The following is a 23,538-nucleotide window of genomic DNA, read 5'->3' on the forward strand; positions in this document are numbered from 1 at the left end:
GCCTCAGCGCACCGAGGTGCAGCGCTGGTAGCACTGCTTCAGCTGGTAGCTGCAGTTGTCGGTCGGGCTGAAGGGGGTCGAATCGGTGCGGTCGATGCCGCCCTGGTTGCGGGCCGCGACCGAATCCATGCAGGAATTGTGGCTGCGCTCGCACTGCGCCTGGCAGGAAGCCCCCGCACCGGTGCCGCCGTCGATCCGCAGCGACTGGTCGTCGGCGCCGGCGCGCGGGGTGGACGGTCCGGGGACGACGGTGACGGTGGGGGCCGGGCCGGCGGAGTGACGCGAGGCCGGATCGGCGCAGGCCGACAGACCGAGCAGGGCCACGGCCATGAGCGGGGCCATAAGCGGGGCGACGAGACGGACCGGACGGAACATAGCCACGACGGCTCCTATTGTTCTTGTTGTGAGGACGGCCATTGGCATGGCGGAATGCCACACCCCTCTGGACCATCCCCCGTTCGGTCCCCACTATGCCGATATCAGCAGCAAGAAGGGAATGACTGAAATGACACCGGAATCGGACGGCAGATCGCCGCACAGCCCACCGCGCCACCGGTCCTGGCGGCTGTTGCTGGCACTGCTCGTCCTTGGCCTCGTCATGCTGGGCTCGCGCGTGCTGGCCCTGCCCAACATCGGCATGGGCGAGATGATCGTCCCGCTGCTGGGCGGGCTGTTCGTGGCGGTCGCCATCGTCCTGATCGTGCGCCGCGACCGTGCCGACCGTGCCGCCCTGCCCCCGTCCCGGCGCAACCGCCAGGACCAGGGCATGCCCGACTGACTCGGGTTTTCCCCATGTGATTCACGCTTCAAGCGGTTCCGCTTGAAGCGATCACAATTTGTGTTTGGCGATCGGATTCACGCTTCAAATCGGGTCCGATTTTACGCGATCCGATCTAGACGAACTTGAAGCTGAGCAGGCCGCCGACCACCACGACCAGAAGGACGGTGGCCACCAGCATCAGCCGCTTCTCGATGATGTGCTGAACCTGCGGACCATAGAAGTGCAGCAGGATGGCGATCATGTAGAATCGGGAAAAGCGCGCGACGATCGAACAGAGGACGAAGACCGTCAAGTCGAGATGGGCGAATCCGGCGGTGATCGTCAGCAGCTTGTAGGGGATCGGCGTCACCCCCTTGAGGATCAGGAACCAGGGGCCGAATTCGGAGAACATCTCCTGGAAATGCTGGAACGACTCCTGCGCGTTGTAGAAGTCGATGATCATCCGCCCGACGCTCTCGAACAGATAGAAGCCCAGCGCATAGCCCAGCAGGCCGCCCAGCAGCGACGCGAGCGCGCAGATGTTGGTGTAGAACCACAGCTTCTTCGGCTTCTCCAGACACATCGGCACCAGCATCACGTCCGGTGGCAATGGGAAGAAGGAGCTTTCGGCGAAGGAGATCGCCGACATCCACCAGACGGCATCGTCGCGGGCGGACAGGCGCTGGAGGCGCGTGTAAAGAGAACGCAACATTTGACCGGCCACATAAGAGAAAACCCTTCCTTCGGGGAGATCCCCGAAGGAAGGGTCTAATATATCACCGATATCGGCGGTTCCGTCCTGTGCAACACGGGATACTGAGACCCGATGCCGCACAGGGCAGAAGACCGGCCCGATTGCCGGCCATGTTACTCAGCGGTCTCGCCCTCGGCCTCGGCGACGTTCTGCGTCGGGCCGGAGTTCTGGCCCTTGGCCGAAACGTCACGGTCGACCAGCTCGAACACCGCCATGTCGGCGGCGTCGCCATAGCGGAAACCGGCCTTCAGGACGCGGCTGTAGCCACCCTGGCGGTCCTTGTAACGGTCGGCCAGGACGGTGAACAGCTTGGTCACCGTCTCGTTGTCACGCAGCTGGGCGAAAGCCAGACGACGGTTGGCCAGGCCACCCTTCTTGCCGAGCGTGATCAGCTTGTCGACGATCGGACGCAGGTCCTTCGCCTTCGGCAGGGTGGTGGTGATCTGCTCGTGCTTGATCACCGCGTTCGCCATGTTCGAGAACATGGCCTTGCGGTGGCTGCTGGTCTTGCTGAACTTACGTCCCGAAACGCCGTGACGCATGGCGGTCCTCCTTCATGGCATGGCCCCCCTCGGGGAGCCGATCGTGAACCCCGCCGCCCAGTCGTAACGCTGGTACGGCTTGCGGGTCGGGCCGTGGCGGCCCTGGGAAATGCGCCCTTCCCGACCGAAAAGCAGGAAGGGCGCGGCAAACAGCGAGATGCTTAGTACGGCTCTTCCAGACGCTTGGCCAGCTCTTCGATGTTCTCAGGCGGCCAGTTCGGGATTTCCATACCGAGGTGCAGGCCCATCTGGGACAGCACTTCCTTGATCTCGTTCAGCGACTTGCGGCCGAAGTTCGGGGTGCGGAGCATTTCCGCTTCCGTCTTCTGCACCAGATCGCCGATGTAGACGATGTTGTCGTTCTTGAGGCAGTTGGCCGAACGGACCGACAGTTCCAGCTCGTCCACCTTGCGGAGCAGGTTCTTGTTGAACGGAACCTCCTCGTGCTTCTCCTCGGAGACGGCGTGCGTCGGCTCCTCGAAGTTGATGAACAGCTGCAGCTGGTCCTGCAGGATGCGGGCGGCGAGCGCCACCGCGTCGTCCGGCTTGACCGAACCATTGGTCTCCACCGTCATCGACAGGCGGTCATAGTCGGTGACCTGCCCGACGCGGGCATTGTCGACCTTGTAGGACACCTTGCGGACCGGGGAGAACAGCGCGTCGATCGGAATGAGCCCGATGGGCGCGTCCTCCGGACGGTTCTGGCTGGCCGGGACATAGCCCTTGCCGGTCTCGACCGTCAGTTCCATGTTCAGCCGCGCGCCATTGTCCAGCGTGCAGATGACCAGTTCCGGATCCATGACCTGGATGTCGGGACCGGTCTCGATCATGCCGGCCTTGACCTCGCCCGGGCCTTCGGCACGCAGGCGCATGCGCTTCGGGCCGTCGCCGCCCATGCGCAGACCCATCGTCTTGATGTTCAGGACGATGTCGGTCACGTCCTCGCGGACGCCGGGAATGGACGAGAACTCGTGCAGCACGCCGTCGATGTGGATCGACGTGACGGCGGCACCCTGCAGCGAGGAGAGCAGGATGCGGCGCAGCGCGTTGCCCAGCGTCAGACCGAAGCCGCGTTCCAGCGGCTCGGCGACCACGGTCGCGAAGCGGTCGGCGTCGTCGCCGGGCTGGATGTCCAGCTTGCTCGGCTTAATCAGTTCCTGCCAGTTCTTCTGAAGCACGGATCGACCTCAAGATGCCATCGGGTGGACACGAACCCGCAGGGCCCGGTCCGTTCCCATGCTGAGGGGGCCGCGATGGCTGCGGCCCCCTGTCCCGGAACGGTCGGTCCCCGCGGGTGCGGAAACGGTACTGAACTTAGACGCGGCGCTTCTTCGGCGGACGAACGCCGTTGTGCGGGATCGGCGTAACGTCGCGGATCGAGGTGATCTGGAAGCCGATCGACTGCAGGGCGCGCAGAGCGGACTCACGCCCCGAACCCGGGCCCTTCACTTCGACTTCCAGAGTCTTCATGCCGTGTTCCTGAGCCTTGCGGCCGGCGTCCTCGGCAGCGACCTGGGCGGCGTAGGGCGTCGACTTGCGCGAACCCTTGAAGCCCATGGTGCCCGACGACGACCAGGCAATGGTGTTGCCCTGCGCGTCGGTGATGGTGATCATCGTGTTGTTGAACGAGGCGTTCACGTGAGCGACGCCGGCGGTGATGTTCTTGCGCTCGCGACGACGCAGGCGCTGAGAAGCGGCGGAGGGCTTGGCCATTTTGCGTTCGTCCTCTTACTTCTTCTTGCCGGCGATCGGCTTGGCCGGACCCTTGCGGGTGCGGGCGTTCGTGTGGGTGCGCTGGCCGCGGACCGGCAGGCCCTTGCGGTGACGCAGGCCACGGTAGCAGCCCAGGTCCATCAGACGCTTGATGTTCATGGCGACTTCACGACGAAGATCGCCCTCGACGCGGTAATCGGCGTCGATGGTCTCGCGGATCTTCAGGACTTCGTCGTCCGTCAGCTCGTTCACGCGACGCTCGGCCGGGATCTCCAGCTTCGCGCAGATTTCCTTGGCCTTAAAGGGGCCGATGCCATGGATGTAGGTCAACCCGATCTCCACGCGCTTCTGCGCGGGGATGTTGACGCCAGCGATACGCGCCACGCTACTCTCCTCAGTCTCGATATCTCAACGGCAGCCCGTCGGGCCGCCTACACACCGAGCAAATCCCGCCCGGCGCAAGGCCGAGACCGGGAACGCACAATGTTACCCGCCACCCCTGTGGGGCAGCGAGAGGGTCGGACTATAGAAAAACCCTGCAACTTGTCAAGGCCGATCGCTGGCCGTTGGCCGGCGCATCCGTCACTCGGCCGGAACCGGCAAGCGGACGGCACCCGGCGTCGGTGCCGCCGCCTCTTCGTCGGCCCCGGCCCCGCCGCCCTGTTCGTCGACGGCCGCGGCATCATTGACCGGAACGGGCCGCAGGGGCGAGCGGCCCGAACTCAGCAATGCACGGTCGCGCAGCACCTGCGGCAGGTCCAGGCTCAGCTTCAGCTCGATGTTGCGCCAGATCTGGCGCAGGCGCTGGACGTGCAGATCCTCACCGATCGACAGCACCACCGATTCGAGATTGTCCATGGTGATGCCGCGGTCGGCCAGCAGCACATTGCCCTTCCCGTCGGTCTTCGGGCAATTCAGCGCCTGGACCAGCCGTGGACGCGACTCCGGCCGGTCCATGAAGCGCTCGACATCGAAGATGGTGCGGATGTTGATGACGCGCAATGCCTCGATCTGGTCGAGATCGAGCGCCAGAATCAGCTGCGCCTGCGCCACCCAGTCCATCGTCTCGTAGATGCCGTAGGGGGTTTCGACGAACAGCAGGATCGGGTTGGCGGTGGCAAGGTTCTGCACGTCCTCGATCTCGAACTCGGCCAGCCGGAATTTGATGGCTCCATCGATGCCCAGGATCATGTCGATCGGGTATTCGCGGATGAAGCTCTGCGCCCGCGGATCGATCCGCCGGATTTGCAGCTGCGGCACCCGGCTCAACAGGGTTTGCAGGCCCAGCTTGGGGAAGAAACCGACCAGAAAGGCGATCAGCAACTCCGGCACCCGGTCGCCCACCGTCTGTTCCGGCACCATCTGCGCCATGTCCATATAGCCATGATGCAGGGTGACGGCGGTGATGCAGGCCAGAATGATATGCCCCGTCACCCGCAGGAAGGAGATCGGCGACAGATCGTAATTGGAGATGCGGCGGACCAGGTAGTCGATCGACCACACATAGGCGCCGAAGAAGGCGAAGGACAGCACCGCCACGGTCTGGAGCTGGTAGTGCACCATGTCGATCCGCTTGACGCCATCGACGCCATACAGGGTCATGCCGCTGAACAGGGGCTGGAAATGGTCAAGCCGCTCCGTTCCCAGCAGCATGCCGCTGGATGTCAGGAAGCCGCTGAAGGACACCATGATGAAGACCAGGACCGGGAAGAAATAGGCCCTCCACTCCGACCGCTGGGTCCGGTCCGGCCCCTGCGGAAGCGCCCGGTACTTGTAGGCGGCGAACTCGAAGGAGGGGATCAGCTGGTCGTGATCCTGCCCCTCGATGCGGAAGACCGACTCCAGATCGGCGATGATCTTCTGCCTCACATTCTTGATGTTGCTGCGCCCGATGAAGATCGTCAGCGGCAGGATGAAGGACAGGCCGAGCAGCCCCAGCGCGCTCAGCACCCGCAGTTCGCCGATCACCTGGATCACTTGGTCGAACATCCCGCCCCCGTCCACAGGGCCGTCACGCCAGCCAAGGACGTGCGGTCACGACAAAGCGACCGTTCAGCGGTCGCGCCGACGATGGTTATACCTCTTATGCGAGATTTTCAGGATATATTTACGCGTAACAATCGGCGGCACGCCAGGGTGGATCAGAGGTCCCGTCCCGCCGGTCGACGGCGAAGCGCATCGGCCTGCGCGCGAACGCGGGTGAGGTGCGGGTTGATCTTTAGTGCCGCGTCGAAGGCGCGGAGCGCCGGCTTCTCGTCGCCGAGCGCCAGATAGACCAGCCCCAATTCCACCAGCGCCCCGAAATGGCGGGGTTCCAGCGACAGCGCCCGGTGCAGATCCAGCATGGCACCGCGATAATCGCCCAGCATGTAATGGGCGGCGGCGCGCTTGTTCCACCCCTCCGCATAGGATGGATCGCGGGCGACCACGGCGTCGAAGGCATGCAGGGCCGCCTCGTAATCATCGCCGTTCAGGCTGAACACCCCGGCACGCATATCGCGCACCATCGCCGGATCGGGATGGTCCAGCCAGAAGTCCCAGATATGCTCCTCCACCGATTCGGCATAGGCCGCGTCGGTGGCGGTGTGCAAAGCCTGGAAAAGACTGTCGAGACGCATGTTTCCCTGCCCTGCCCCGGCCGGCACCCCGAGGGTCAGCGTCAAAAGCACAGTCAAGGAAAAGAAGCGTCGAATCGTCATGCTCCAAATTTGGGCACGGATTCGATAAGATGCCAACTATTTTTTGGTTGCAAATCGATAATGAAATGGTCAAGGGGGCCCATGGCGACGCCTTAGGGCAGCAGACCTATGCCCCTTATACCATCAGTGCATGCAACAGGCCGGCTTGGGAACGGATGGCATGCCTCCCTGTTCACAAGCCCCCCGGATCGGCAAAATCCGCAATCGCAACCTTCATAACGGCAAACGGCCGGCGGATCGCTCCGCCGGCCGTCAGCTTTACCGGATGATTCCCGATTGCCTTGAGGGCGATCAGGCGGCCTTGTTGCGGCCGGCCACGATTTCGTCGGTGACGTTGCGCGGCACCGGCTCGTAGTGGCTAAACTCCATCGAGTAGGACGCACGGCCCGAGGTCATGCCGCGCAGCTGGCCGATGTAGCCGAACATTTCGTTCAGCGGGACATTGGCCTCGACGGCGATGTTCGAACCACGCTCCAGCTGGCCCAGGACGGTGCCGCGACGACGGTTCACGTCGCCGATGACGTCGCCCAGGTAATCCTCCGGCGTGACGATCTCGACCTTCATCACCGGCTCGAGCAGGATCGGGCCGGCCTTCGGCAGAGCCTCACGGAAGCAGGCCTTGGCGGCGATTTCGAACGTCAGGGCGTTCGAGTCGACGTCGTGGTACTTGCCGTCCACCAGGCGGGCGCTGAAGTCCACAGTCGGATAGCCGGCGAGGACGCCGTCTTCCTTCTGCATTTCCAGGCCCTTGCCGACCGACGGGACATATTCGCGCGGAACCGAGCCGCCGACCGTCTCGTCCTTGAAGGTGAAGCCGGCACCACGCTCCAGCGGCTCGAAGATGATCTTCACTTCGGCGAACTGGCCCGAACCACCGGTCTGCTTCTTGTGGGTGTAGGTGTATTCGACCGGCTTGGTGATCGTCTCGCGGTAGGCGACCTGGGGCTTGCCCATGTTGCCTTCCACGCCGAACTCCGTGCGCATGCGGTCCAGCGTCACTTCCAGATGCAGCTCGCCCATGCCGCGCAGGATGGTCTGGCCGGTTTCACGGTCGGTCTCCAGGCGGAGCGACGGATCGGCGCGGACCATCTTGCCGAGCGCGATCGAGAACTTCTCCTGCTCGCCCTTGGTCTTCGGCTCGACCGAGACGCTGATGACGGGGTCGGGGAAGCGCATGCGCTCCAGGATGACCGGGTGGGCGGCGTCGCAGAGCGTGTCACCGGTCTCGGTCTCCTGCAGGGAGACGAGCGCGATGATGTCGCCGGCGCGGGCTTCCTCGATCGGGTTGGCTTCCTTCGCGAACATCTCGACCATGCGGCCGATCTTCTCGCGCTTGCCGCGGGTCGAGTTCAGGATCGACATGCCCTTGGTCAGCACGCCCGAATAGACGCGGATGAAGGTCATCGAGCCGTAGGTGTCGTTCAGCACCTTGAAGGCCAGAGCCGAGAAGGGCGCGTCGTCGGAGCTGAGACGCTCGCCGTTCGGGTTGCCGTCCTCGTCCACCGTCTTGATGGCCTCGACGTCGGTCGGGGCCGGCAGCAGATCGACGACCGCATCCAGAACCTGCTGGACGCCCTTGTTCTTGTAGGACGAGCCGCAGAGGACCGGGGTGAAGGCGCTGGTGATGGTGCCCTTGCGCAGGCAGGCGCGCAGCACGTCGGCCGACGGCTCCTCACCCGACTCCAGATAGGCTTCCATCGCCGCGTCGTCCTGCTCCAGGGCGGTGTCGACCAGCTCAGAACGCAGCTGCGGTATCAGCGCGATGTTGTCGAGGTCTTCCTTGACCGTCAGGTTGAGCTTCTCGGCGAGATCGTCGGTGATCTCCCAGATCTCCCACTTGGCGTCCTTGTCGTCCGAGAACCAGACATAGGCCTTCATCTCGACGAGGTCGACCATGCCGCGGAAGTTGTCTTCCGAGCCGAGCGGAACCTGGATGCAGACCGGACGGGCGTTCAGGCGCTGACGGATCATGCCGACGCAACGCTGGAAGTTGGCGCCCGAGCGGTCCATCTTGTTGACGTAGCAGATGCGCGGAACGTTGTAGTTGTCCGCCAGACGCCAGTTGGTCTCCGACTGCGGCTCCACGCCGGCGACGCCGTCGAACACCACCACCGCACCGTCGAGGACACGCAGCGAACGGTTCACCTCGATGGTGAAGTCGACGTGGCCCGGGGTGTCGATGACGTTGATCTTCTTGTCGCGCCAGAAGGCCGAAACCGCGGCGGACTGAATGGTGATGCCGCGCTTCTGCTCCTGCTCCATGTAGTCGGTCGTGGTCGACGTCTTCAGATCCTTCGTCTCGTGGACGTCGATGATCGTGTGCTTGCGACCGGTGTAGTACAGAATGCGTTCGGTAGTCGTCGTCTTGCCCGCGTCGACGTGGGCGATGATGCCGATGTTCCGAATGTCAGACAGTGGCGTTTGGCGCGGCATGTTGCGGTTCCATTGCAGTAACGCGACAACCGAAGCGCGACCGTCAGGGGTCGTCCGCTTCGGCGGCAGAGGTTGGTCGGGGTTTTACGGGCGATCTGTTAAGGCGTCATTAACATTCCGTAAACCGACAAGCAATTTGTCGGAATATTGAAGCGCGCGGCCCTCACAGCGTTCGGGCCACGCCGGCACACCCCAACCGAGGCTGCCGGGTCGCCCCGTTTCCGCCGCCTTATTTAGCAGCGGTGACCTGAATTTCAACGAGATACTCCGGCGCGGCCAGCTTGGCTTCCACCGTGGCGCGGGCGGGCGGATTGGCCGGGTCGACCCAGGCTTCCCACGCCTTGTTCATCGCACCGAAGCTGGCGATGTCCACCAGATAGATGGTGGCCGACAGCAGCTTGCTCTTGTCGCTGCCCGCTTCCGCCAGCAGGGCGTCGATCTGGGCCAGGATCTGGGCGGTCTGACGTTCGACGTCGGGCGTCGGCTCGTCGGCGACCTGACCGGCGAGATAGACCGTGTCCTTGTGGACAACCATCTGGCTCATGCGCGGTCCGGTGTGGAAGCGCTGGATCGACATTGCGGAAAGACTCCGGGTTCCGGGGCTGAAAAGACGCGGGTACGTCTATGCCATTCGGGGCCGCGCGCGAAGAAAAAAATGCGCCCCCGCGGCTCAGGGCTGCCCCGCAGCGCTTTCCTTCGCCAAAAGTGGGGCGAAACGCGCGGAGGGGACTGCAAAATTGCGCACGGCAGGCGCGTTCCCGGCAGCGACGCCGACTCCGGCAACCGCCCATCCCCCGCCCTGCGCCGTCCTCGCCAGCAGCGGCCCGCCGCTGGTCCCGCGCGTGGCGTCACAGTCATGCACCAGCAGCCCGCCGCTCTCCCCCAGCAGATGGCAGTCGCGGTCGGCCATCAGGATCTGCGCCCGGTCCTGGCTGTAGCCGCCGAGCATCAGCGGCGCGCCGGACCGCAGCGGCTCGGCGCTGACGGGGAGCGGCGGCACCGAGTCCGGCGCCGGATCGGCCAGGGTCAGCACCGCCCAATCGGCGGCGGCCATCGGCGCCGCGGCGGCCGGGTCATAGGCCGGATCGGTCGCCACCTGCGCCACCCTGACATGGCGGGTGTACGCACCCCGGTCGTAACCGAACAGCACATGCAGGGAGGACGCCTGGAGGAAGCGGCGGGTGCGCGGATTGAACAGGCAATGGCCGGCGGTCACCACCGTGCTCCGGCCGACCAGCGCCCCGGTGCAACGCCCGGCCAGATTCGTCTGCACCCGCACCACGCTGCGCCAGGGATCCGCGGCCGCATCCACCGGCGCCCGCCGGTCGTCCATCCCGACGCCGGGCAGAAGCGGCCGTTCCGCATGGGCGGTGGCCGCGCCGGCCAGGAGCGTGAGGGCGAGAGCGGTTACGGCCAGACGGCCGGGACCGGCCTGCCGTCGGCCGCGCGCATGTTCTTGCTCCGTTTCCCTCAATCCCGTATCCTCCGGCGCATGGCGACGCTGATCATCACCGAGAAATCCAGCCAGGCGAAGGACCTGCGCGCGGCCCTGGGCGACCGCTACGGCCGCATCCTGCCGGCCGAGGGCCACCTGTTGCGGCTTGCCGAGCCGGATGAGGTCGATCCCGCCTGGAAACGCTGGTCGCCGACCCTGCTGAAGCCGGACGGGCTCTATCCCACCCGCCCCGACCAGGGTGGCAACAAGGCGGCGAAGCTGCAGGCGATCACCGCGGCGCTGCGCGCCTGCGACGAGGTGATCCTCGCCACCGACTGCGACCGCGAAGGCCAGCTGATCGGCCAGGAAATCCTGGAGCATGTCGGCTATCGCGGCAAGGTGCGGCGCGCGCTTTTCACAGCCCAGGATCCAAAGACCCTGCGCGACGCCTTCGCGGCGCTGAAGCCGAACGACTCCATGCGGCCGCTCTACGAGGCGGCCGTGGCGCGCCAGCAGGCCGACCAGATCTTCAACCTCTCGCTGACCCGGACGGCGACCAAGACCCTGCTCGCCCCCGGCACCCGCGGCGTCATCGGCATCGGCCGGGTGAAGACCCCGACTCTGGCCATCGTCTGCCTGCGCGAGCTGGAGATCCGCAACTTCAAGCCCGAGGATTATTTCGAGGTGGTGGCGACCGCCAGCGTGGCGGAGGGCAGCTTCCAGATGCGCCACGCCCCGGCGCCGAAGGACCGCATCAAGGACCGCGCCGCCGCCGAGGCCATCGCTCGCGCTGCCGACAACCACCGCGGCCCGCTGACCGTGACGGTGGAGGAGAAACGGCAGGCGCCACCCAAGCTGTACGACCTGCCGTCGTTGCAGAAGACCTGCGGCCAGCGCTGGGGCTGGACCGCCGACCGCACGCTGGCGGTGGCGCAGGAGCTGTATGACGGCGATGGCAAGAAGCTCATCACCTACCCACGTGCCGAGGCGCGCTACCTTTCGGAGAACCAGATTGCCGACGCGCCGGCCATCGTCGGGGCGCTGACCCGGCTGCGCGGCTTCGCCCATCTCGACATTGCCCGCCCGGTGATTCGCAAGGGCAAGTCCGGCCATTTCTGCGACAAGGCGCTGGAAGGCGTGTCGCACCATGCGGTGATTCCCAACGTCAATGTGCTGGACGATCTGGAGTCGCGGCTGGTACGGCTGAGCGACGACGAAAAGCGGCTGTTCGCGCTGATCTGCCGGTCCTACCTCGCCGCGGTGATGCCGGATTACGAGTATCGCCAGACCAGCGTCACCATGCCGGTTCCTGTGCCATCGCCAGAAGGGATCAAGCCGGTCGCCTTCCGGGCGGTCGGGCGCATTCCATTGAAGCTGGGCTGGAAGGCCGCCTTCGGCTCCGCGGAGAGCGATGACCGGTCCGGCGGCAAGCCGGAGGAGGAAGCCGAACAGACCCTGCCACCGCTGACCGACGGCGAATTGACGACTCTGAGCGATCCGAAGGTAGAGGCGAAGCGCACCCAGGCGCCGCCGCGCTACAACGAGGGCACGCTGGTAGACGCCATGCAGAACGCCTGGCGGTTCGTCGAGGATCCGGCTCTGCGTGACCGGCTGAAGGAGGCCAAGGGCATTGGCACCCCGGCCACCCGCGCCGAGGTGATCAAGGGGCTGCGCAAACAGAACATGCTAGGAGCCGACGGCAAATGGCTGGTGCCAACCCCGGCCGGCCTGCACCTGTTCGAGACCCTGCGCGCCGCCGCCCCGACGCTGGTCGATCCCGGCACCACCGCGCTGTGGGAGATGAAGCTGGACGAGGTGGTGACCGGCCGCGCCGATTTCCGGCGGGTGATCGACGCCATCGCCAGCGAAGCCGACCGGTTGATCGGGACGCTGGTCGGACAGCGCGGCGTCGCGCTCGATCTCGGTCAACCCGCCGCCAAGGCGCGATTCACCCGACGGGGCACGACGGGACGCGGCACTGCAGGGTACGGCACAGCAGCACGCAGCGCCGCGGCGGCGCGTGGTGACACCACAAAGCCGGTGCGCCGGCGGACGCGCAAGGCCGCCGCACCCACCGATGGTGAGCCGACGGCACCGAAGCCGCGGCGTCCCCGCAAGACCAAGGCCAGCCCTCTTCCGGTGGATGTGGTTGCGGAGGGCGCGTCAGGCGCCGACATGCCCCCGCCGGAAGCGTGGCGCCGCCGCGAACCAACCGAGCGGATGGTTGCCTTCGCCCGCAGTCTTGCGGAGCGCAAAGGCATCGCCCTGCCCGATTCCTGCCTGCGTGATTTCGACCAATGCCGGAGCTTTCTGGACCAGCACGCCCGGTAATTGCCTGAAACGGCCACGCTTCAGGTTGCGGTTTTGAGAAGATTTACCCGATTTCGGCGACATTGATTGCTGGACACGCCTCGATCGGCTGGCAATTCTAGCAGCAGCCTCAATCATTGCTGGGCGCTTCCCATGAGATTTTCCGGTCGGACCTCGCGCACCGTCACTGCTGCCGCGCTGACTCTGGTCGCGACAGCTCCCGCGCTGGCCCAAAGCATGCTGAACTATGGCGGCATCAGTGTGGCGCAATGCATCCCCTTCGCGAATTTCCAACCGGTGTCCTTCACCGATCCGCCGAAGTTGAATTTCAGCATCGCCGGCGACAGCGCCATCCACACGGTGACGATGGACACCGGATCGGTCGGCGTTGCCATGTCAGCCACCAACATCCCCAACTACGAGACGCTGAAGACGGCGCCGGGGGCCAGGCCGGGCACGCAGTTCCTGTCGAGCAGCAAGATTCTGTGGGTCGGCACCTGGGTGCCGATGACGGTCACCCTGTATGACCGCGTCCAAAAGCCGGTCGCGACGTCGGAAGTCTTCATCCTTGGCGTGGAGAAGTCCGGCCGCTGCGACAGCTACCAGACCGACCAGCAGATCTGCCCCGACCTGCCGGCGCCGGCCAAGCCGGTGCTCTATATGGGCGTCGGCTTCGGTCAGGAAGCCGATTTCCAGCCGCAGGGCACGCCGGACAAGAACGTGCTGCTGAACCTGCGCAGCGTGAACGGCCAACCCATCGCCAACGGAACGCTGAACTCGGGCTACATCATCGGCCGCCAGGGCATCCAGGTCGGCCTGACCGCCGACAACACAGCGGGCTTCCGCTTCGCCAAGTTGGTGCCCTATGCGCAGTATCCCGGTGATTGGATGATGCCAAGCGGCTGCATCTCGGTGAATCCGGAAGTGAACCGCGATGCCAATGGCCCGATCTGCACGCCCGCCAACATCCTGGTCGATACCGGCATCCCGCAGAGTTACATGACGCTGCCGCCCACGATCAGGTTCGACACCGTGCAGCAGCCGGACGCCAGCGAACCCAACAAATCGGTCGGCGTTCTGGCGCCCGGCACCTCGGTCGCCGTCAACATTCCTGATGCCGCCAGCCCGATAGCCGTCGACTCCTTCATCGTCGGCGCCGGTTCGCCGAACGAGCCGCAGCAGGTGATCCCCTGGAGCACCGACAAGCGCCCGCCCTTCATCAACACCGGCCGCCATTTCCTGCGGCAATACCAATTCCTGTACGACGCGAAGCAGGGCTATGTCGGCATGAAAGACCAGCCGAACCCCTGCGGCGAACAGTGAGGAGAACGAGGGGCGCCAAGCCGGCGCTCGTCACCACGCACGCATGAAAAAAGCCCCGGAACGGGGCCTGATCACAGGAACGACAATGGGAATGGTGGGCGATGAGGGGATCGAACCCCCGACATTCTCGGTGTAAACGAGACGCTCTACCGCTGAGCTAATCGCCCCAACCGGGTAAGGCCTTGCAGCCAAACGCAAGCCGGCCGGGTGGATGCCCGGCCGGCCGCACTATGCCCTGAACGGGCCAGAAACTTCAAGCGCCGTAAGCGCTTAGTTCAGGGCGTCCTTCAGGGTCTTGCCAGCCTTGAACTTCGGCTGCTTGGACGCCGGGATGTCGATCTTCTCGCCGGTACGCGGGTTGCGGCCCTCGGTCGCGGGACGCTCAGCCACCGCAAAGGTGCCGAAGCCGACCAGACGGACCTCATCACCGTTCTTCAAGGACTCGGCGATGCTGTCGAACACGGCGTCGACGGCCTTCGTGGCGTCGGTCTTGGACAAACCGGACGCTTCGGCAACATGCGCCACGAGATCGTTCTTGTTCACGCAATCCCCCTTCGAAATTCAGCAAATACTGAAAGACAAAAGCCGCCCCAGGACTTTTCGTCCACGACTTTTTGGAAGCAAAGGATAATCACAGCGCTTGCCGCCCGTCAATTCCCGACGGGCGGCAAAGCCGCTCTTGTCCTAAAAGTCACGCCATCCGGCGGCGGTCACGATCCGATCGCAACCGCCGGTGCCGGATCAGTGACGCAGGGCCTCGCCGTCGGCACCCTTCTCCTGGGCCTTCGCCGCGGCCGGATCGACCTCCGGCTCGGTCCATTCGATCGGCTCCAGCGGACGGACCAGCGCATTGCGCAGAACCTCGTCCACCGTGCCGACGGGCATGATCTCCAGCCCGCGCTTCACGTTGTCCGGGATGTCGGCCAGATCCTTCTCGTTGTCCTTCGGGATCAGCACATGCTTGATGCCACCGCGCAGCGCGGCCAGCAGCTTCTCCTTCAGGCCGCCGATCGGCAGCACCCGGCCGCGCAAGGTGATCTCGCCGGTCATAGCCACGTCCTTGCGCACCGGAATGCCGGTCAGCACCGAGACGATGGAGGTGGCCATGGCGACACCGGCCGACGGGCCGTCCTTCGGCGTGGCGCCTTCGGGAACATGGACGTGGATGTCCTTCTTCTCGAACAGCGTCGGCTTGATGCCGAAGGCGATGGCGCGCGACTTGACGTAGCTCTCGGCCGCCTGGACCGATTCCTTCATCACGTCGCCCAGCTTGCCGGTGGTGGTGACGCGGCCCTTGCCCGGCAGGCCGACGGCCTCGATCGACAGCAGCTCGCCACCGACCTCGGTCCAGGCCAGACCGGTGGTGACGCCCACCAGATCCTCCAGTTCCGCCTCGCCATAATGGAAGCGGCGGACGCCGGCATACTTGTCCAGATTGCGGCGGGTGACCGCGACCTTGGCATTGCCCCCCGACTTCAGCAGGATCTCCTTGACCGCCTTGCGGCAGAGGTTGGCGATCTCGCGTTCCAGCGAGCGGACGCCGGCCTCCCGCGTGTAGTAGCGGACCAGATCGCGCAGCGCGTCGTCGGAGATGGTGAACTCGCCCTTCTTCAGGCCGTTCGCCTCGATCTGCTTCTCGATCAGGTGGCGCTTGGAGATCTCGACCTTCTCGTCCTCGGTGTAACCGGCGACGCGGATGATCTCCATGCGGTCCAGCAGCGGCTGCGGCATGCGCATGGTGTTGGCGGTGCAGACGAACATCACGTCGGACAGGTCGTAATCGACCTCCAGGTAATGGTCGTTGAAGGTGCCGTTCTGCTCCGGATCCAGAACCTCCAGCAGGGCCGACGACGGGTCGCCGCGCCAGTCGGCGCCGAGCTTGTCGATTTCGTCCAGCAGGAAGAGCGGGTTGGAAGACTTCGCCTTCTTCATGCCCTGGATGACCTTGCCGGGCATCGAGCCGATGTAGGTGCGGCGGTGACCGCGCACCTCGGCCTCGTCACGGACGCCGCCCAGCGACATGCGGACGAAGTTGCGGCCGGTCGACTTGGCGATGGACTTGCCGAGCGAGGTCTTGCCGACGCCGGGCGGACCGACGAGGCAGAGGATCGGCCCCTTGACCTTGTTCATCCGGTTCTGCACGGCGAGATACTCAAGGATACGCTCCTTGACCTTCTCCAGACCGTAATGGTCGGCGTCCAGCACCTTCTGGGCCAGCTTCAGGTCCCGCTTCACCTTGGTGCGCTTCTTCCACGGAATGGACAGCATCCAGTCCAGGTAGTTGCGGACCACGGTGGCTTCCGCCGACATCGGGCTCATCGACCGCAGCTTCTTCAGCTCGGCGAGAGCCTTTTCGCGGGCCTCCTTGGAGAAGCGGGTCTTGTTGATCTTCTCTTCCAACTCGGCCGACTCGTCGCGGCCGTCCTCGGTCTCGCCGAGTTCCTTCTGGATCGCCTTCAGCTGCTCGTTCAGATAGTACTCGCGCTGGGTCTTCTCCATCTGCCGCTTGACGCGGTTGCGGATGCGCTTTTCCACCTGAAGAACGCCGATCTCGCCTTCCATGAAGGCATAGACCCGCTCCAGACGCTCCGACACGGTGGCGCATTCCAGCAGCTGCTGCTTTTCCGGAATCTTCAGCGCCAGATGCGAGGCGACGGTGTCGGCCAGCTTGCCGGCTTCCTCGATCTGGTTGATCGAGACCAGCACCTCCGGCGGGATCTTCTTGTTCAGCTTGATGTACTGCTCGAACTGGGAGACGACGGCGCGGCTCAGGGCTTCGAGCTCCTGGTTCTCGCCGGTCTTCTCCTCGACCAGTTCGGCCTGGGCCTGGAAGAACTCCTCATTGTCGGCGAACTTGGTGATGGCGGCGCGCTGGCCGCCTTCCACCAGCACCTTGACGGTCCCGTCCGGCAGCTTGAGCAGCTGCAACACGGTGCCGACGGTGCCGACGCTGTAGATGTCGGCCGGAGTCGGATCGTCCTGCGCGGCGTTCTTCTGGGTGACGAGCAGGATCTGCTTGTCATCCTTCATCACGTCTTCCAGCGCGCGCACGGACTTCTCGCGCCCGACGAACAGCGGCACGATCATGTGGGGGAAGACCACGATGTCGCGCAGCGGCAGGACCGGGTAGAGGGCACCACGGGAGAGTTCGATCATCGGCAGGGCCTCAATGAATGGATCGCCGCCAGCCCGGAATGGGCCTGACACAGCCCCCGCCTCGGGTTGAGCGCGGGGATCCGCCTACGGCACCGGACTAACGTGGCACACGGCCCTGCGGCCTTCAAGGGGCTGGACGAGGCGACGGGCGGTTTCCAGCCTGCAACCCGGCCGGAAACCGCCGCGAACCACCCCCTTTTCGTCCCATCACGCGGTTTTGAGACTGCTTACATAGCCATCGACCGTGTTCCGCAGCGTTCCAGCCTCTTCGGAAAGGCCACGCGACGCGGTCAGCAGTTCTCCGGATGCGATCCGCGTGCTTTCCGCCGTGCTGGCAACCTGCCCGATGCTGCCGGACACCTCGACCGTTCCCTGGGCGGCGGCGTGGATGTTGCGGGCGATCTCCCGCGTCGCGGCATTCTGCTCCTCCACCGCGGCGGCGACTGCGGACGCGGCTTCGCTGATCGCGACGACCGTGCGGCTGATCGCATCGATGGCGGAAACGGCGCTGCCGCTGACCTCGCGGATTTCGCCGACCCGGACCTGGATGTCCTCGGTCGCCTTCGCGGTCTGGCCGGCCAGGTTCTTCACCTCGCTCGCCACGACGGCGAAGCCCTTGCCGGCTTCGCCCGCCCGCGCCGCCTCGATGGTCGCGTTCAGCGCCAGCAAATTGGTCTGGGACGCGATGGAGCTGATCATATCCACCACCGACCCGATCCCCGCCGCGCGTTCGGCCAGGGTCGCGACGATGTCGGCGGTGCTGCCGGCCTCGCGGACGGCGTCCTGGGCGATCCGGGACGCGTCGTCGATGCGGCGGCCGATCTCGCCGATCGAGGCCTGCAGCTCCTCCGCCGCGGCCGCCACCGTCTGGATGTTGCCGTTGGCGAGCTCCGATGCCGCGGCGACGGAGGAGGAGAGCGACGACACATTCTCGGCGTTGGCCGAAACCCGTTCGGAATTGCCGCGCACCGACTGGGCGGTGGAGGAGAGCTGGGCGACGATGCTTTCCAGCTTGGACACGAACTGCTGGGTCGCCCGCTCGAAATCGTGGCGGCGGCGGTCGCGTTCCTCACGCTCGCTGTGGCGCCGGGCCTCCGCCTCGTCGGCCTCGCGTACGCGGGTCTGCAGGACATCGACGGCACCGGCCATCTCGCCGATCTCGTCGGCCCGCCCGGCATGAGGCACCGCGAGATCGCGCCGCCCGCCGGCAATCGCGCCGATCACGCCGGCCAGTTCGACGACCGGCTTGGACGCCCGACGGTTGATCGCGATGGCCGCGCCGATCAGCGCACCGATCGACACCACCGCCAGGACGATAGCCAGGGACAGGCGGCGAAGCGCGGCGCCATGAACGTCGTCGGCCAGCCGGCGCGCCTCGATCACCGCAGCGTCGCGGACGGCCAGAATATGCTGCAGCAGCGGCGATGCCGACTTGCGCCATTCCGCGACGTCGAGATCGTAGGGCTTCCCGGCGTAGGACGCGCTGAGCAGGCGCTTCTTGAAGCTGCCGAACTGCTCGACATAGCCGGTCCGCAAGGTCTGGAGCGCCGCCTTCAGCCCGGGCTCCATGTCGCCACCGACGATGTCATCCTCCATCCCGGCGATCGCCTCGTCGATTTTGCCTTCGATCGTCAGGATCTGGCCCAGCAGATCGGGCGTCATCGGCTTTCCCGAACCGAGCGCCCGCAGGAACAGCACCGACTGCTGCCCCGCACGCTCGCGCAGGGTCGAAGAGCGGACGGCGAGATCGGCCCGGTCGCCGACGCGCGAGTTCAGTTCGTCAAGGTCGTGGCCCAGCCGGACGACAGTCTTCTGGATCGGAAGGGTGATCCGGCTGACTGCATCGAAGTAGAGGGCGACCGGATCGGCCGGACGGCTCGCCGGGTCCTTCGCCAGCCACTCGTCGAGCTGGCTGCGCACACCGGAAATCAGGCTGCCAAGCCCCTCTGCGTCCTTGACCGCCTGAACGTCGCCGCTGTCCTTGACCATGGCGACATAGCGGACGAGGGCCTGGTCGACCTGCTGCCGTCCCCTGGCAATGCCTTCCCGCATGGCCTGATCCACGGCCGTCCTGGCGGACAGGGGCTGGTTGGCCGTGCCGCGCTCAAGCGCGACCAGTTCATTCAGGGTGGATGCGCTCGCAACCACTTCGACAATCGCCTTGGCGGACGCGGCGCGGCTCGCCGCACCATATTCCTGAACCGCCAGCCACGCAGCCGGAACAGCCGTTACGACTCCAACACATGTCAGGCAAGTGTATAAAAAGCCGCGTATTCTCATTGCATCTTCTCACAGAAGCTTTCTTATAATTCCGGCATGCGGAAAAAGATCGGACTGAAGGAAAGCGAATGACGACTTACGGTCCTTTAGTCCTTTTTTCTGGAGCATATGCATATTGTTTCGGCAAATCTACCACCTTGGTATAATAACCTCCAAGGGTTGCAGCTTTGCGGAAATTTCTGCCGCGAGAACGACGCATCTCCTGCGGAACACGCCGAAATGAAAAAGGAGCGCCGAAGCGCTCCTTTTCAAAACGACTCACCATGGGGGTGGCCGGCCTCCTCTGGGAAGAACCGGCGCCCGGGTCAGGCCCCAGGCGCTTCGCTGCGCCGTTCGGCATGGACGTAAAGCGGCTTGGCCCGCCCTTCGACCACTTCCTTGTTGACCAGAATGCTCTCGATGCCGGTCAGGCCCGGCAGGTCGAACATCGGATCGAGCAGGATGGCCTCCATGATCGACCGCAGGCCGCGGGCGCCGGTCTTGCGGGCGATCGCCTTGTGGGCGATGGCGCGCATGGCGTCCTCGGAGAACTCCAGATGGACATCCTCCATCTCGAACAGGCGCTGGTACTGCTTGACCAGGGCGTTCTTCGGCTTGCTGAGGATCTCGACCAGCGCCGCCTCGTCCAGGTCGGACAGGGTTGCAAGCACCGGCAGACGGCCAATGAACTCGGGGATCAGGCCGAACTTCAGCAGATCCTCGGGCTCGACCTCATGCAGGATCTCGCCGGTCGCGCGTTCGTCGGCGGAGCGGACATCGGCGCCGAAGCCGATGCTGGTGCCCTTGCCGCGCTGGGCGATGATCTTGTCCAGGCCGGCGAAGGCGCCGCCACAGATGAACAGGATGTTGCTGGTGTCGACCTGCAGGAATTCCTGCTGCGGGTGCTTGCGCCCGCCCTGCGGCGGCACGGAGGCGACGGTGCCTTCCATGATCTTCAGCAGGGCCTGCTGCACGCCCTCGCCCGACACGTCGCGGGTGATCGACGGGTTGTCGGACTTGCGGCTGATCTTGTCGACCTCGTCGATGTAGACGATGCCGCGCTGCGCCCGCTCGACATTGTAGTCGGCGGCCTGGAGCAGCTTGAGGATGATGTTCTCGACGTCCTCGCCGACATAGCCGGCTTCGGTCAGCGTCGTGGCGTCCGCCATGGTGAAGGGAACGTCGATGATGCGGGCCAGGGTCTGGGCCAGCAGCGTCTTGCCGCAGCCGGTCGGGCCGATCAGCAGGATGTTCGACTTCGCCAGTTCGACGTCGTTGTGCTTCGTCCCATGGGCGAGGCGCTTGTAATGATTGTGGACCGCCACCGACAGCACGCGCTTGGCGTAGGACTGTCCGATGACGTAATCGTCGAGCACCGCATGAATGTCGCGCGGAGTCGGAACCCCGTCGCGGGACTTCACGAGGGTCGTCTTGTTCTCCTCGCGAATGATGTCCATGCACAGTTCGACGCATTCATCGCAGATGAACACCGTCGGACCGGCAATCAGCTTGCGGACCTCGTGCTGGCTCTTGCCGCAGAAGGAGCAGTAGAGCGTATTCTTCGAATCGCCGCTGCTGGACTTGCTCATCGGTACTCCGTCATCTCGCGGGAGGCGTGGACCCCTAGGACCATGCCCGTTCGCGGCGCCCCCCGACGCCGGTCCTACTCAGGTTATCGCGGACGGCGTCCGCGACAAGGTCATGCGCCGTTTTGCGACGCATCACGATCCACATGGCGGACATGCCCCAAGGGGCTCGTCCTATGACCGGATCGTGTCACTGCCATTCAACAACAGCGTCACGACCCGATCAACCCTTTGTTGGGTGGGCTCAGGACCGGCGGCTCACGAATGATGGTCGGCGCCGGGGCGCTTCTCCACCACCTCGTCGATCAGACCGAAGGCCTTCGCCTCTTCCGGGGACATGAACTTGTCGCGCTCCATGGCGGTCTCGATGGTGTCGAGATCCTGCCCGGTGTGCTTGACGTAGATGTCGTTCAGGCGCGAGCGCAGCTTCAGGATTTCCTGGGCCTGGATTTCGATGTCCGAGGCCTGGCCCTGGGCGCCGCCCGACGGCTGGTGGATCATGATGCGGCTGTTGGGCAGCGAGAAGCGCTTGCCCGGCGCACCGGCGGCCAGCAGCAGCGAGCCCATCGACGCCGCCTGCCCCATGCACACCGTCGACACCTGCGGACGGATGTACTGCATGGTGTCGTAGATGGCGAGGCCGGCCGAGACGTAGCCGCCCGGCGAATTGATGTAGAGCGCGATGTCCTTGTTCGGGTTCTCCGACTCAAGGAACAGCAGCTGCGAGCAGATCAGGCTGGCGACGGCGTCGTTCACTCCGCCGATCAGGAAGATGATCCGCTCCTTCAGCAGGCGCGAATAGATATCGTACGCGCGCTCGCCCCGGTTGGTCTGTTCGATGACCATCGGGACCAGAGCATTCATCTTCGGCTCGAAGTCGTACATGTGTTCTTCCCTGCCCCCGCAGTTGGCTGAACCGGTGATCGTCGCCGGTACGGAACCACATATAGGAACCTATGGGGGCGGATGGTAGTCCGCCCCCACTCCTTTTGGGAGTTTAGGCGGCCTCAGCCTCGTCCTCGTCCTTCGTCAGCTCTTCGACGCTGACGGTCTTCTCGGTCACCTTGGCCTGATCCAGGATGTGATCGACCACCTTGTCCTCGAAGATCGGGGCGCGGAGGTTCTCCAGAGCCTGCTGGTTCTGCTTGAAGAACTCGAACACCTGGCGCTCCTGACCGGGGAAGCGGCGGGCTTCGTTGATCAGGGCGCGGTTCACCTCGTCCTGGGTGACCTGGATGTTGTTGCGGCGGCCGACTTCCGACAGCAGCAGACCCAGGCGGACGCGGCGCTCGGCGATCGAGCGGTACTCGGCCTTCAGCTCGTCCTCGGACTTGTTGGCGTCCTCGCCGGCGGTGCCGTTCTTGATCTCCTCCTGGAGACGCTCCCAGATGCCGCCGAACTCGATGTCGACCATGCCGGCCGGCACCTCGAACGAGTGGGCCTCGGCCAGCTTGTCGAGCAGCTGGCGCTTCACGCGCAGGCGCGACAGGCCGTCATACTCGCCCTTGATGCGGTCGCGGATGGCTTCGCGCATCTTCTCCAGGCTCTCCATGCCGAACTCCTTGGCGAGTTCGTCATTGACCTCGGCCGGGACGTTCTTGCGCAGCTCCTTGACGTCGACCTCGAAGACGGTCGCGGCACCCTTCAGGCGCTCGTGCGGGTAATCTTCCGGGAAGGTGACGTTGACGGTGCGATGCTCGCCGGCCTTGGCGCCGACCAGCTGCTCCTCGAAGCCCGGGACGAAGCGGCCGGCACCCAGCTCCAGCGGGTAGTCCTTGCCGTCCATGCCTTCCAGCGCCTCGCCGTCGACCGTGCCGGCGAAGTCGATCACGGCGATGTCGCCGGTCTCGGCGGCGCGGTCCTCGGTGACCGGAGCCTGGGTCGAATGGGCCGACGCCAGACGGGCCAGAGCTTCCTGCACCGACTCCTCGGTGACCTCGGCGACCGGCTTCTCCAGCTCGATGCCGGTGAAGTCGCCCGGCTCGACGTCCGGCAGCAGCTCGACGGCCATCTTGTAGGTGAGGTCGCCGCCGTCCTCGTACTTCTCGACTTCGATCTTCGGCTGCAGGGCGACGCGCAGGCCGCGCTCGCTCAGCGCCTGGCGCGAGCTGTCGGAGATGGCGTCCTCCAGCACCTCGGACAGCACGCCGCCGAAATAGCGCTGCTTGATCACGGTGACCGGCACCTTGCCAGGACGGAAGCCCGGCAGCTGGACCGTGCGGCGCAGCTCTTCCAGCTTGCCGTTCACCTTCTCTTCGATGTCCTTGGCGGAAATGACGACCTGAAATTCGCGCTTGAGGCCGTCGGTGCTGGTCTCGGTGATGTTCATCGGAACGAAAGCCTATCTCGTTGTTCCGGCCCGGCGGCGCCCGTCCGGGCGGCCCGAATCCGTGTTGTCCATGCGGTCCAAGGTGTTGCCATGGTGCGGGCGAAGGGACTTGAACCCATACGACCGAAGTCACTGGAACCTAAATCCAGCGCGTCTACCAATTCCGCCACGCCCGCGTTCATGGCAAAGGCAGCCGCGACGGGTGCGCAAACACCCGCCGGACCGCCGGCGAAGTCCGG

The 23,538-nt window shown here is 65.1% G+C and carries 20 protein-coding genes and 2 tRNA genes; 3 read left to right on the forward strand and 19 right to left on the reverse strand.

Features of this window, described 5'->3' with window-relative positions:
* Positions 1-3 precede the first annotated feature (3 nt).
* The gene (locus E6C72_RS12450; RefSeq protein WP_136700734.1) at positions 4-381 is read right to left on the reverse strand and encodes a hypothetical protein; all 378 of its coding nucleotides are present in this window, start codon (positions 379-381) and stop codon (positions 4-6) included.
* 124 nt (positions 382-505) lie between these two features.
* Here E6C72_RS12450 and E6C72_RS12455 point away from each other — a divergent pair, with 124 nt between their 5' ends.
* Complete coding sequence (locus E6C72_RS12455; RefSeq protein WP_136700736.1) at positions 506-778, forward strand: hypothetical protein; 273 nt, start codon at positions 506-508, stop codon at positions 776-778.
* 115 nt (positions 779-893) lie between these two features.
* On the opposite strand, the gene E6C72_RS12460 is transcribed toward E6C72_RS12455, so the two are convergent.
* The 10 genes from E6C72_RS12460 to E6C72_RS12505 all read right to left on the reverse strand — a co-directional run bounded on the left by E6C72_RS12460 (position 894) and on the right by E6C72_RS12505 (position 10,375).
* The gene (locus E6C72_RS12460) at positions 894-1,472 is read right to left on the reverse strand and encodes a YqaA family protein (RefSeq protein ID WP_109086102.1); all 579 of its coding nucleotides are present in this window, start codon (positions 1,470-1,472) and stop codon (positions 894-896) included.
* 155 nt (positions 1,473-1,627) lie between these two features.
* Positions 1,628-2,056: a 50S ribosomal protein L17 gene (gene rplQ, locus E6C72_RS12465; RefSeq protein WP_109086103.1), complete on the reverse strand. Its 429-nt coding sequence runs from the start codon at positions 2,054-2,056 to the stop codon at positions 1,628-1,630.
* A gap of 161 nt (positions 2,057-2,217) precedes the next feature.
* Complete coding sequence (locus tag E6C72_RS12470; protein ID WP_085089782.1) at positions 2,218-3,234, reverse strand: DNA-directed RNA polymerase subunit alpha; 1,017 nt, start codon at positions 3,232-3,234, stop codon at positions 2,218-2,220.
* Positions 3,235-3,370: 136 nt separating this feature from the next.
* Positions 3,371-3,769, reverse strand: coding sequence for a 30S ribosomal protein S11 (rpsK, locus tag E6C72_RS12475; RefSeq protein ID WP_012974490.1), 399 nt, complete (start codon positions 3,767-3,769; stop codon positions 3,371-3,373).
* A 15-nt stretch (positions 3,770-3,784) separates the two neighbouring features.
* Positions 3,785-4,153, reverse strand: a complete 369-nt coding sequence (gene rpsM / locus E6C72_RS12480) for a 30S ribosomal protein S13 (protein WP_012974491.1) — start codon at positions 4,151-4,153, stop codon at positions 3,785-3,787.
* Between the two features lie 198 nt (positions 4,154-4,351).
* Entirely contained in the window at positions 4,352-5,758 is a 1,407-nt protein-coding gene (locus tag E6C72_RS12485) for a hypothetical protein (RefSeq protein WP_109086104.1), read from the reverse strand.
* A gap of 152 nt (positions 5,759-5,910) precedes the next feature.
* Entirely contained in the window at positions 5,911-6,387 is a 477-nt protein-coding gene (locus tag E6C72_RS12490) for a tetratricopeptide repeat protein (protein ID WP_247875739.1), read from the reverse strand.
* 372 nt (positions 6,388-6,759) lie between these two features.
* Entirely contained in the window at positions 6,760-8,901 is a 2,142-nt protein-coding gene (gene fusA / locus E6C72_RS12495) for an elongation factor G (RefSeq protein ID WP_109086106.1), read from the reverse strand.
* 229 nt (positions 8,902-9,130) lie between these two features.
* Entirely contained in the window at positions 9,131-9,478 is a 348-nt protein-coding gene (locus E6C72_RS12500) for a RidA family protein (RefSeq protein WP_014248117.1), read from the reverse strand.
* A gap of 93 nt (positions 9,479-9,571) precedes the next feature.
* Positions 9,572-10,375 (reverse strand): serine protease, encoded by an 804-nt coding sequence (locus E6C72_RS12505; RefSeq protein WP_247875740.1) that lies wholly within the window; start codon positions 10,373-10,375, stop codon positions 9,572-9,574.
* A gap of 18 nt (positions 10,376-10,393) precedes the next feature.
* Between E6C72_RS12505 and E6C72_RS12510 the strand changes: the two genes are divergently transcribed.
* On the forward strand, positions 10,394-12,667 hold the full coding sequence (locus E6C72_RS12510; RefSeq protein ID WP_109086286.1) for a type IA DNA topoisomerase: 2,274 nt from the start codon (positions 10,394-10,396) through the stop codon (positions 12,665-12,667).
* A 132-nt stretch (positions 12,668-12,799) separates the two neighbouring features.
* On the forward strand, positions 12,800-13,969 hold the full coding sequence (locus tag E6C72_RS12515; protein ID WP_136700738.1) for a hypothetical protein: 1,170 nt from the start codon (positions 12,800-12,802) through the stop codon (positions 13,967-13,969).
* A gap of 92 nt (positions 13,970-14,061) precedes the next feature.
* Here E6C72_RS12515 and E6C72_RS12520 read toward each other — a convergent pair.
* The 8 genes from E6C72_RS12520 to E6C72_RS12555 form a co-directional block, all read right to left on the reverse strand.
* A tRNA-Val gene (locus E6C72_RS12520) sits at positions 14,062-14,136 on the reverse strand.
* Between the two features lie 103 nt (positions 14,137-14,239).
* Positions 14,240-14,512: an HU family DNA-binding protein gene (locus E6C72_RS12525; protein WP_012974523.1), complete on the reverse strand. Its 273-nt coding sequence runs from the start codon at positions 14,510-14,512 to the stop codon at positions 14,240-14,242.
* A 198-nt stretch (positions 14,513-14,710) separates the two neighbouring features.
* Positions 14,711-17,125, reverse strand: coding sequence for an endopeptidase La (gene lon, locus E6C72_RS12530; protein ID WP_109086108.1), 2,415 nt, complete (start codon positions 17,123-17,125; stop codon positions 14,711-14,713).
* A 207-nt stretch (positions 17,126-17,332) separates the two neighbouring features.
* Positions 17,333-19,273: a methyl-accepting chemotaxis protein gene (locus tag E6C72_RS12535; protein ID WP_158280170.1), complete on the reverse strand. Its 1,941-nt coding sequence runs from the start codon at positions 19,271-19,273 to the stop codon at positions 17,333-17,335.
* Between the two features lie 437 nt (positions 19,274-19,710).
* Complete coding sequence (clpX, locus tag E6C72_RS12540) at positions 19,711-20,973, reverse strand: ATP-dependent Clp protease ATP-binding subunit ClpX (protein ID WP_012974526.1); 1,263 nt, start codon at positions 20,971-20,973, stop codon at positions 19,711-19,713.
* A 255-nt stretch (positions 20,974-21,228) separates the two neighbouring features.
* Positions 21,229-21,855: an ATP-dependent Clp endopeptidase proteolytic subunit ClpP gene (gene clpP, locus E6C72_RS12545; protein ID WP_012974527.1), complete on the reverse strand. Its 627-nt coding sequence runs from the start codon at positions 21,853-21,855 to the stop codon at positions 21,229-21,231.
* Positions 21,856-21,967: 112 nt separating this feature from the next.
* On the reverse strand, positions 21,968-23,299 hold the full coding sequence (gene tig / locus E6C72_RS12550; RefSeq protein ID WP_109086110.1) for a trigger factor: 1,332 nt from the start codon (positions 23,297-23,299) through the stop codon (positions 21,968-21,970).
* 91 nt (positions 23,300-23,390) lie between these two features.
* A tRNA-Leu gene (locus tag E6C72_RS12555) sits at positions 23,391-23,475 on the reverse strand.
* Positions 23,476-23,538: the final 63 nt, after the last annotated feature.

The organism is Azospirillum sp. TSH100 (assembly GCF_004923295.1).
Lineage (GTDB): Bacteria > Pseudomonadota > Alphaproteobacteria > Azospirillales > Azospirillaceae > Azospirillum.

What these genes read in the sequence shown, in the direction of transcription:
- E6C72_RS12455 (WP_136700736.1), top strand. Translation starts at nt 506, where the DNA reads ATGACACCGGAATCGGACGGCAGATCGCCGCACAGCCCACCGCGCCAC.
- E6C72_RS12460 (WP_109086102.1), bottom strand. Translation starts at nt 1,472, where the DNA reads ATGTTGCGTTCTCTTTACACGCGCCTCCAGCGCCTGTCCGCCCGCGAC.
- rplQ (WP_109086103.1), bottom strand. Translation starts at nt 2,056, where the DNA reads ATGCGTCACGGCGTTTCGGGACGTAAGTTCAGCAAGACCAGCAGCCAC.
- rpsK (WP_012974490.1), bottom strand. Translation starts at nt 3,769, where the DNA reads ATGGCCAAGCCCTCCGCCGCTTCTCAGCGCCTGCGTCGTCGCGAGCGC.
- E6C72_RS12485 (WP_109086104.1), bottom strand. Translation starts at nt 5,758, where the DNA reads ATGTTCGACCAAGTGATCCAGGTGATCGGCGAACTGCGGGTGCTGAGC.
- E6C72_RS12490 (WP_247875739.1), bottom strand. Translation starts at nt 6,387, where the DNA reads ATGCGTCTCGACAGTCTTTTCCAGGCTTTGCACACCGCCACCGACGCG.
- fusA (WP_109086106.1), bottom strand. Translation starts at nt 8,901, where the DNA reads ATGCCGCGCCAAACGCCACTGTCTGACATTCGGAACATCGGCATCATC.
- E6C72_RS12500 (WP_014248117.1), bottom strand. Translation starts at nt 9,478, where the DNA reads ATGTCGATCCAGCGCTTCCACACCGGACCGCGCATGAGCCAGATGGTT.
- E6C72_RS12510 (WP_109086286.1), top strand. Translation starts at nt 10,394, where the DNA reads ATGGCGACGCTGATCATCACCGAGAAATCCAGCCAGGCGAAGGACCTG.
- E6C72_RS12515 (WP_136700738.1), top strand. Translation starts at nt 12,800, where the DNA reads ATGAGATTTTCCGGTCGGACCTCGCGCACCGTCACTGCTGCCGCGCTG.
- lon (WP_109086108.1), bottom strand. Translation starts at nt 17,125, where the DNA reads ATGATCGAACTCTCCCGTGGTGCCCTCTACCCGGTCCTGCCGCTGCGC.
- clpX (WP_012974526.1), bottom strand. Translation starts at nt 20,973, where the DNA reads ATGAGCAAGTCCAGCAGCGGCGATTCGAAGAATACGCTCTACTGCTCC.
- clpP (WP_012974527.1), bottom strand. Translation starts at nt 21,855, where the DNA reads ATGTACGACTTCGAGCCGAAGATGAATGCTCTGGTCCCGATGGTCATC.
- tig (WP_109086110.1), bottom strand. Translation starts at nt 23,299, where the DNA reads ATGAACATCACCGAGACCAGCACCGACGGCCTCAAGCGCGAATTTCAG.